Below are 8,843 nucleotides of genomic sequence, written 5' to 3'. Positions count from 1 at the left end.
ACGTCGGCGATGACCTCGGCCTCTGCCTCGACTGCTGGCTCGACCACGACGTCTGCGACGGGCTTGGCCTCGACCTCTGCAGTGGGCTCAGCCTCCGGCTCTGCTTCGACCGAGACGTCGGGGACAACCTCAGCCTTTGCCTCGGGCTCCACCTCGACGTCGGCGATGGGCTCAGCCTCTACCTCAGCTTCGACCGAGACATCGGTGTCGACCTCAGGCTCGGCCTCGACCTCAGTCTCAGCTTCGATCTCAGCCTCAGCCGCGACCGCGACCGCGACCGCGACCGCGACCTCTGCCTCGACCGCGACCTCGGGCTCCGCCTCGATCTCGACCTCTGCGGCGGGAGCCGCCTCGATCTCGACCGTGGCGGCAGCGCCGTCCCGCGGTTCGGGGACCAGCGCCTGCCGTACGTCCGTCTCGTCCGGGAAGAGCCGGTCGCAGGTGTCGGCCACCGCCTCGCTGTCGGCCTGCCGCGTGGTCAGCTCCTTCAGCAGGCCCTCGAAGCCCTGCTCCTCAAGACCCGTGCGCAGCGTCCGGAGCGTGGGCAGCCGGTAGAGCGTTCCCTCGTCCGCGGCGAGGCGGTCGAGGAGGTCCACCAGTTCCTCGAAGGGAAGCGCAGCGGGGTTGCGCTCCGGCAGGAGCCGGCCGAGCTCCCGCAGCCCGGACGCCGCGGCGTCGATGGCCTGGGCGGCGTCGTCCAGGATGGTGTCGTCGGCAGGCAGTGCAGGGCCCGCGCCGGACGGCGCGAGCGCCGCCCAGTCGGCACGCTCCCTCGCCGCCGACGCCAGCGCGGCATGCAGCGCCGCCCGTCGGATCCGCTTGGACGCGGCCAGGCCGCGAGCCGCCGAGCCGAGAGTGAGACGTCGTCCCCAGGAGAGCTTCACCCCCCGCGCCTTGCGCGACTTGCCGCTCTCCGTGGCCGCGACGAGGCCGTCCAGGTCCTCGGCCTCGTAGACCGCGGGGGTCAGCGTCGCGAGGGTCGTCCGGACACGGAGCAGCAGCGCGACCGCCCGGGTGACGGTGGCGACGCTGTCCAGCTCACCGAGCGTCGTCTCAGCGAGCAGCCGAACCGCGGCAGCGCGGGCCGCGGGAAGGTCGCGACCGCGCAGCTCGGCGAGGACGGTCGAGGCGGCGCGGGCGTCTTCGGGGCTGCCGATGGTGTCGACGGCCGCGTACCAGGCGTGGGTCTCGGCGGTCAGTGTGAAGCCGCCGAGCGAGGCGTAGCTCAGCAGATCCTCGCGGACGCCTGGCTGAGAGTCACCATCCGCTACGGCTGCGGTAGACGGGGAGGTCTCGTCGGTACTGGGCAGGTGGAGCGCGGTCATATGTAGTCCGATTCGTGGCAGGAAGGACTGCGGCGTGGAGGCCGGTGGCAGCGCAGCAGGCGACCTGCCACTGGACAGTTCCTGTCGGATGGACCGCCCGGCGCGGCTTTCCCTACGGCGCGAACGCCCACGATACGGGTGAGCGCTCGGGCCGCGCACGCACCCCGGCGTTCTCTGCCCTGCGAAGTCACGGGAATGGCGGCCTGCCGCCCGGCAGCTTCGCGCCCGCAGCCGCCGGCAGCCGCCCGCGGCGACCGTCGCCCGGACCCGGCCTGGCCGGGGGCCGTCGGTGGATGCCGTCCGCCGGAAGGGTCAGCGCGTTCGTCCGAATGGCCCGCCTTCCCGAGCGGCGTGCGCTGCCCGCCGTCGCGCGTCCCTAGCCTTCGGGTGGTCAGAGGTCGGCGTGGACAGCTGACTCCGGCTCGTCCGCGAGGTGCCTGCCCTCCCATGCTGTTTCAACGTCCCGCCCTCGAACGTCCCGTCGCCAAGCGCGTCGCTGACGACGGGCGCCGGCCTGTCCGGCGGGTGGCCCGGCGCCGCAGGTCCGGGATCGGTTGGCGGACGCTTCTCGCCGCCACCTTCGGCGCGCTGCTCCCGGCCGCCGTCGTGCCGCAGGCGGCTCACCCAGCGGGCCCCGAGCGCCCGGTCCTCGGATCGGGACACGCGCGAGCCCCGGCCCGACCGGCGGCGCCGGCTCTCCCGAAGTTCCACCCGGTGCACCCGGGGTTCGCCCGGTTCAACGCGCACTACAGCGTCCGGTTCAGCCAGGACAGCGTGCCGGTGCGGGCCGCTCGACCGGCCCGACCTGCCGCCCCGTCCTGGTACGCCCCGGCCCCCGGCGCCGCGATCAGCCAGCCGTTCGGCGTCCCCGACTCCGAGTACGCCGCGGGCTACCACACTGGTGTGGACTTCGCCGTGGACGTGGGCACACCGCTGCTGGCGGTCGGGTCCGCGGTGGTCGAGACCGCACGGTACGGCGGAGCCTACGGACGGATGGTCGTGCTGCGGCTGCTGGGCGGGCAGTTCGCCCTGTACGCGCACATGTCCGTGATCCGGGTGGGGGAGGGGCAGCCGGTGACGGCGGGTCAGTGCGTCGGCCTGTCGGGGAACACCGGCAACACCACGGGGCCGCATCTCCACTTCGAGATCCGCACCATCGACGAGTACGGGGCCGTCGTCGACCCGATCCGCTACCTGTCGGCGCGGGGCGCGCGGAACTTCTGACCCGTGCCCGCCCCGGGCTCACGCGCCGGGTCGGTCCGGTCCGGCCGCGACCCCGGAGAGAGCGCCCCAGCCGCAGGACCACTGCCGGTCGGACGTCACATAGCCGTGCGCCGCCTCGATGCTCCGGTCGTAGCAGGCGCCGCTGTCCGTGGTCCCCAGGTAGTGCTCGGAGCCGGTCCCGTCGGCGGCCGTGATCACGCCCGCGCTGCGGGCGAGCACACCGGTGGCGTCGACGTGGTCGTCGGTGACGGCGGTGGGCCGCCAGTGGTCGCCCTCGCGGATGCTGTCGAGCAGTATCCGGCCCTGGGAGACCGTCGCCGCGAGCGAGTAGTTGTTCCCGTCGGTGAACAGCGGGACGTCGGAGTCCACGGTGATCGGGTACGACCAGGCGTGGCGCAGGCTGACCGGACGACCGTCGCCGCGGGTCGTCGTCACGGTCGTGGCGCCGTACTGCTGCTGGGTCATCACCTGCCGCTGGCCGCCGGAGGACACCGCATCGGTGTTCGCGTAGACGGCGTGCTGGGACACCGTCGTGGTGATCCTGCCCTGGGAGGTCTGCAGCCAGCCGGCGGTCCTCCAGTCGCGGTGGGCGGTGACGCCGACGGTGGTGGTGCCGGCGCTGCTCCCGCTGCCGGGGGTCTCGGTGGTGGTGACGGTCGGGCTCACCGAGAGCGTGTCGCCGGTCAGCGCGCCGTGGGTGCTGGCCGCGCCGTGGTCGGTGTCGAGGAAGAGCGTCCCGTCGACGGTCCAGCCGTCGGCGGCTCCGTAGGGGGTGATGGTGAAGGTGTGCGGCTTGCCGTCGACCAGCGCTCCGGCGAAGGGGGTGAGGTCGATGTCGTACGCCTGGGTGACGAACTGGTCGACCGCCGGGATCGGCCGCCACAGCGTCGGCACGATGCCGCCGGAGTAGACGACCGGGTAGGGCTGGGCGATCCCGGCCGGCCTGCCGTCCACGGCGACCTGCACCTCGCGGTAGGGTCCGCCGCCGCAGAGGTAGTCGGGGTACTTGGCGGCCAGGTCGGACGGGACCGAGTCGAACCACTGCTCGTCGCATCCACCGCCGCGGGCGTAGACCTCCATCCGCACCCGGGTGAGGTTACGGGGCAGGGTCACCGTCCTGGCCGCGGACTGGCCGGGGTTGAGGTAGTACCAACCGGCTCCGGTCGGATCCGAGGAGAGCGGTACCACCTGGTCGGCGGTGCGGGCGGCCGGATGGTGCCGGTCGGCCTGGTAGTAGGTCAGGCTCAACGTCATGTGGTAGACGCCGGTGTAGGTCGCGTTCACCACGTTGGCCAGCGACACCGCCAGCGGCTGGCTGTCGCGCAGCAGCGGGATGAAGCCGCTGACGTCCTTCTCCAGGTGCCAGCTGATCCCGGCGGCGGTGGGTTCCGGGGTGCTGGTGCGCAGTACTTCTGCCCCGCCGATCCAGACGGCGGCCAGCCGGTCGTACTGCCGTCCCTGGACGCTGCCCGACCAGTCGAGGACCACCTTGTTCCACGGGCCCGCGCACCCTGCGGGCGGGGTGACGGTGCCGGTGTAGGGCGGAGAGCTGATCGTGTTGGCGAAGTCGTTCTGCATGACGGTGACGGTGCAGTGCGGCGTGTCCGGGCGGCTGACCGGAGGCAGGGCGGTGACCGGGTTCTGGTAGCCGGTCTCGATCGGAGCACCGTCGGCCCGGGCCGCCCCCGCACCGAGTGCCGTCGCGAGAAGCACGGCGGCCGCGCCGAGCACCCCGAGCTTGCGCACCAGACCCAACGCGCCCATCCGACTGCCTCCCACCGGTCGTGACTGCGAACTCGGTACTCGGAGGACCTTGCACCCAATGACCGTACATGCACAAGGGGGCAGAGGAGGACGCCCTCGGCTCTAATGACGGCAGATCAGCTCGGCCAGCTCGGCCGGTCGGCTGAGGGCGGAGAGATGCCCGCCAGGCATCTCCTCCACCGCGATTCCCAGTCGCTCCTTCACGATCCGGCGCTGGAACTCGATCGGAAAGAACCGGTCGTCGCGGCCCTGCAGGAACCGCGTGGGGACGTCCGGCCACTCCCGCAACGGCCATGGTTCGGTGAACAGAGCATCCGACGGTCCGGAGACCTCGGGTGCCAGTGCCTCCTCGGTGACCTCCGGCGGAACATCGTGGAAGAAGTCGACACGCAGATCGAACTCGGCGTCCGGCCCGCGTCCCTCACGCTCGGCCCGCTCCGCGCGCGCCGCAGCCTGGCCGGTGTTGCCCCACCACTGGCCCGCTGTCTCGCCGTAGGTCGGCACCATGGCGTTGACCAGCACCAACTCGTCGACCGCCACCCGTTCGCAGACCAGCGGCGCGGTGAATCCGGCGAGCGACTGGGCCACCAGGATCAGGCCGCTGCTGCGGTCGCCGATCGCCTGGACCACGGCGTCCGCGTACTCGGCGAGCCCCGCCGAGTTGCCCTCGGGCAGGTCCACGGCCACCACGTCGTGTCCCCGTCGGCGCAGCTCGGGCACGACCCGGTGCCAGTACCAGGCGCGACCGTCGGCACCAGGAATGAGTACGTAGGTTGCCACGCGCGTCTCCTTCATCCCACCCAGGACCAGGACCAGGTCAAACACGCTACAACCAGGCTCGCCCGCGTGGCCGGGGACTGGGCTGAACGAGCGACCCGGAGCGCATGTCCCGCCCCGTGGGGAAAAGACCTGTCGAGGGATCAGGTAGGACGGGACCGCGCGCCGGACCGGGACGAGACCGGGGACGAGGCCGCGGTCTGGTGAGGATGACGAGGAGCGCACCGTGGAGACACGCCTTGATGAGATCGCCGAAGGCATCTACCGAATCTCGACCTTCGTCCCCGAGGCGGCGCCGCCGGCGGGCTTCACCTTCAACCAGTTCCTGATCTCGGCAGAGGAACCGCTGCTCTTCCACACGGGTATGCGCAGCCTCTTTCCCGCCGTCTCCGCGGCAGTCCGCCGCGTGGTGCCGCTCGAACGGCTGCGCTGGGTGGCGTTTGGACACGTCGAGGCGGACGAGTGCGGGGCCATGAACGAGTTCCTGAACGCAGCGCCTCGCGCCGAAGTGGCCCACAGCACGGTGGGCTGCCTGGTCTCCGTCAACGACCTCGCGGACCGCCCGCCACGGCCGATGGCCGACGGCGAGACCCTGGACCTGGGCGGGAAGCAGGTGCGCCGGCAGGTGCGCAACATCAACACTCCGCACGTGCCGCACGGCTGGGACGCGCATGTGCTGTTCGAGGAGACCACTCGAACACTGTTCTGCGGCGACCTGTTCACCCATGTGGGCAACGGCCCGGCCGTGACCGAGGGCGACCTCGTCGAGCCGGCGCTGGATTCCGAGCAGATGTTCCGTCAGATCTCCTGCCTGACGGCAACCACGGCCTCGCTCCGCTCGCTCGCAGACCTCCAGCCGCGAACCCTCGCCGTCATGCACGGGTCCTCGTTCCACGGCGACGGCGCCCGCGCCCTGACCGCTCTCGCCGACGGCCTCGAGGCGCGGTTCGGTCCCGAGGCGGACTTCGTTGCCCAGCCCAGCGTGCTCGCGGGACCCCATCCCTGACCCGGGCACCCCGCCGCAGGGCCGACCGGTGCATGCCGGTCGCTTGTATCGCTCCTCGCGAGGTACAGAAAACTTGACATCATGTCGAGGTTGCTTGACACTCCTGAGTGTCAGGTTTTCTTTACATGAGGAGCGGGAGTGGCAGTCGAAGAGAAACGCGCCTGGATCATGCTGCTGGTGACGATCGCCTCGTACGCGACGTACCTGACCGTCGTCCTCGGGCGGCCCGCCGGCCTGCCGCTCGCTCAGGCGCCCTATGTGTCCGCACTGCTGTGGACGGTCGGCGCAGCGATCGTCTCGTCCATCGTGCTCCACATCACGGTGGCGACGTTCTCGCCCGAGGGCGCGAACACCAAGGATCAGCGCGACCGGGAGATCCACCGGTTCGGCGAGTACATCGGACAGTCGTTCGTGGTGCTCGGCGGCGTCGCCGGTCTCGTCCTGGCGATGGCCGGCTTCGACCGGTTCTGGATCGCCAACGCCATCTATCTGGCCTTCGTCCTGTCGGCGATCCTCGGATCAACCGCGAAGATCGTCGCCTACCGGCTGGGCTTCCACCCGTGGTGAGGCCGACCAGGGTCACCAACGCGATCCGAGCACTGCGCTTCGCCCATGGCGAGATGACCCAGGCGGAGCTCGCCCGCCGAATCGGCGTCACCCGGCAGACCGTCATCGCCATCGAGCAGGGCCGCTACTCGCCCTCACTGGAGATGGCCTTCCAGATCGCCCATGTGTTCACCGTCCCGCTCGACGCCGTGTTCCAGTACCCCGATCCCGAGGGAGACGCTCCATGAAGGCCATCGTTCACGACACCTACGGCCCGCCCGAGGTCCTGCGACTCGAAGAGATCGAGCAGCCGGTGCCCGGCAGCGGCGAGGTGCTGATACGGGTGCATGCGGCGGCCGTCGATCCGGGCGTCTGGCACCTCACGGCGGGCCTGCCGTACCTGATCCGCGCCATGGGCTTCGGCCTCCGGGCGCCCAAGGTCCGGGTCCGGGGCCTGGACGTCGCAGGACGGGTGGAGGCCGTCGGCCCGAATGTCACCCGCCTGCGCCCTGGTGACGAGGTGTACGGCAGCTGCCCCGGGGCATTCGCCGAGTACGCGTGCGCCAAGGAGGACACGCTCGCGCACAAACCGCGGAACCTCGCCTACGAACAGGCGGCAGCCGTCCCGCTCTCCGCCTGCACCGCCCTCCAGGCCCTGCGTGACAGCGGACGGCTTCGGGAGGGCCAGACCGTCCTCGTCATCGGCGCGGCGGGCGGCGTGGGCAGCTACGCAGTCCAACTGGCCAAGGCCTGGGGCGCTCACGTCACCGGCGTCTGCAGCACCGACAAGGCGGACCTGGTCCGCTCCATCGGCGCCGACGAGGTCATCGACTACACCCGCGAGGACCCCACCGACGGAACCAGCCGCTACGACCTCGTCCTCGACACCGCGGGCAACCGCCCCCTCACGCGGCTCCGCCGCGCCCTCACCCCGCGCGGCACCCTCGTCATCGTCGGCGGCGAAGGCAGCGGCACCTGGATCGGCGGCACCGACCGGCAACTGCGGGCGCTCCTGCTGTCACCGTTTGTCGGCCACCGGCTGCGCGGGCTCGTCTCCACGCAGCGCCACACCGACCTCCGGCTCCTCGCGGAACTCATCGAGGCCGGCTCGGTGACACCCGTCATCGACCGGACCTACCCACTCGCCGACGTCCCCGAAGCCGTCCGCCACCTGAAGGAGGGCCACGCCCGCGGCAAGATCGTCGTCCAGGTGTACGGCCCGGGCCAGTAGCATGTCCACCGTCACGTAGGTGATGCGACGTCACCATGTCGCATCACACGGCTTGTTGAATGGGGAGGATCAGGCGAATGTCCGACACCTGGAACCGCGGAGTGCCGGACGGCGATTCGGCGCCGAGCGCCGAGCTGCGCACCGACATCCCCCATCCCGCCCGGATGTACGACTACTACCTCGGCGGCAAGGACAACTTCCCCGCCGACCGGGCCGCCGCGGCGAAGGTCGTCGAACTGCTCCCCAGCGCGCCCGCGGGCTCTCGGGCGAACCGGCGCTTCCTCGGCCGGGCCGTGCGTTTCGCCAGCGAGCTGGGCATCCGCCAGTTCCTGGACATCGGCACCGGCATACCGGCGTCCAACAACACGCACGAGGTGGCACAGGCCGTCGCCCCCGAGTCCCGCGTGGTCTACGTCGACAACGACCCCATCGTGCTCGCCCACGCCCGCGCGCTGCTCAAGGGCACCCCGCAGGGCCGCACCGCGTACGTCGACGCCGACTTCCGCGACCCCGGGTCGATCCTGAACGCGCCGCAGACCAAGGAACTGCTCGACCTGTCGCAGCCGGTGGCACTGCTGGCCGTCGCGCTGCTGCACTTCTTCGCCGACGGCGATCATCCGCTGGACCTGCTCGGGCAGTTCAAAGCCGAGCTGGCGCCCGGCAGCGTCCTGATCCTGACCCACGGCACCGGCGAGCTCATGCCCCCCGAGATCGCACGGTCCATCGAGGCCGTCTACACCCAGTCCGGGCTGAACATCACCTCCCGCACCCACGACGAGGTGCTGCGCTTCTTCGACGGCATGGAGCTCGTCGAGCCGGGCATCGTGCCCGTGCACGAGTGGCGTACCGACGGCCACGAGGACGACCGGGTCATGACCCGCGAGGAGGTCGCCGGCTACGCCGGGGTGGCGATCAAGCGCGGGTAGCGCGGTGCGATCAAGCGCGGTAGCGCGGTCGGCCCGGGGTCCCG

At 71.2% G+C, this 8,843-nt stretch carries 8 protein-coding genes and 1 pseudogene; 6 read left to right on the top strand and 3 right to left on the bottom strand.

Annotation, left to right across the window (positions count from 1 at the left end):
* Positions 1–1,325, bottom strand: a pseudogene (locus ABIA33_RS16365) (hypothetical protein); the annotation flags it as partial.
* 447 nt (positions 1,326–1,772) lie between these two features.
* Between ABIA33_RS16365 and ABIA33_RS16360 the strand changes: the two are divergent.
* Positions 1,773–2,549 (top strand): M23 family metallopeptidase, encoded by a 777-nt coding sequence (locus tag ABIA33_RS16360; RefSeq protein WP_370082040.1) that lies wholly within the window; start codon positions 1,773–1,775, stop codon positions 2,547–2,549.
* Positions 2,550–2,567: 18 nt separating this feature from the next.
* Here the strand turns inward: ABIA33_RS16360 and ABIA33_RS16355 are convergent, their stop codons facing one another.
* Positions 2,568–4,313: a peptide-N4-asparagine amidase gene (locus ABIA33_RS16355; RefSeq protein ID WP_370082038.1), complete on the bottom strand. Its 1,746-nt coding sequence runs from the start codon at positions 4,311–4,313 to the stop codon at positions 2,568–2,570.
* Between the two features lie 102 nt (positions 4,314–4,415).
* A complete protein-coding gene (locus ABIA33_RS16350) occupies positions 4,416–5,093 on the bottom strand; it encodes an alpha/beta fold hydrolase (RefSeq protein WP_370082036.1) in 678 nt (225 codons plus the stop codon).
* A gap of 223 nt (positions 5,094–5,316) precedes the next feature.
* Between ABIA33_RS16350 and ABIA33_RS16345 the strand changes: the two genes are divergently transcribed.
* From ABIA33_RS16345 to ABIA33_RS16325, 5 genes are all read left to right on the top strand, one after another.
* Positions 5,317–6,096 (top strand): MBL fold metallo-hydrolase, encoded by a 780-nt coding sequence (locus ABIA33_RS16345; RefSeq protein WP_370082034.1) that lies wholly within the window; start codon positions 5,317–5,319, stop codon positions 6,094–6,096.
* Positions 6,097–6,234: 138 nt separating this feature from the next.
* Positions 6,235–6,663 carry a hypothetical protein gene (locus ABIA33_RS16340; RefSeq protein ID WP_370082032.1) on the top strand — a complete coding sequence of 143 codons (429 nt, stop codon included), beginning with the start codon at positions 6,235–6,237 and terminating at the stop codon, positions 6,661–6,663.
* Positions 6,657–6,890, top strand: coding sequence for a helix-turn-helix transcriptional regulator (locus ABIA33_RS16335; RefSeq protein ID WP_370082030.1), 234 nt, complete (start codon positions 6,657–6,659; stop codon positions 6,888–6,890). The genes ABIA33_RS16340 and ABIA33_RS16335 overlap by 7 nt, the downstream gene beginning before the upstream one ends.
* Complete coding sequence (locus ABIA33_RS16330; protein ID WP_370082028.1) at positions 6,887–7,873, top strand: NAD(P)-dependent alcohol dehydrogenase; 987 nt, start codon at positions 6,887–6,889, stop codon at positions 7,871–7,873. Before ABIA33_RS16335 ends, ABIA33_RS16330 begins: the two co-directional genes overlap by 4 nt.
* Before the next feature lie 77 nt (positions 7,874–7,950).
* Positions 7,951–8,799 (top strand): SAM-dependent methyltransferase, encoded by an 849-nt coding sequence (locus ABIA33_RS16325; RefSeq protein ID WP_370082026.1) that lies wholly within the window; start codon positions 7,951–7,953, stop codon positions 8,797–8,799.
* Positions 8,800–8,843 lie beyond the last annotated feature (44 nt).

The sequence above is a fragment of the Streptacidiphilus sp. MAP12-16 genome (assembly GCF_041262165.1).
Lineage (GTDB): Bacteria > Actinomycetota > Actinomycetes > Streptomycetales > Streptomycetaceae > Streptacidiphilus.
Note: the sequence above shows the minus strand (reverse complement) of the source record. Positions and strands in the feature narration are given on the sequence as shown.

Bases quoted from the DNA above. Each gene is read 5' to 3' on its own strand.
- ABIA33_RS16360 (WP_370082040.1), top strand. From the start codon at position 1,773: ATGCTGTTTCAACGTCCCGCCCTCGAACGTCCCGTCGCCAAGCGCGTC.
- ABIA33_RS16355 (WP_370082038.1), bottom strand. From the start codon at position 4,313: ATGGGCGCGTTGGGTCTGGTGCGCAAGCTCGGGGTGCTCGGCGCGGCC.
- ABIA33_RS16330 (WP_370082028.1), top strand. From the start codon at position 6,887: ATGAAGGCCATCGTTCACGACACCTACGGCCCGCCCGAGGTCCTGCGA.
- ABIA33_RS16325 (WP_370082026.1), top strand. From the start codon at position 7,951: ATGTCCGACACCTGGAACCGCGGAGTGCCGGACGGCGATTCGGCGCCG.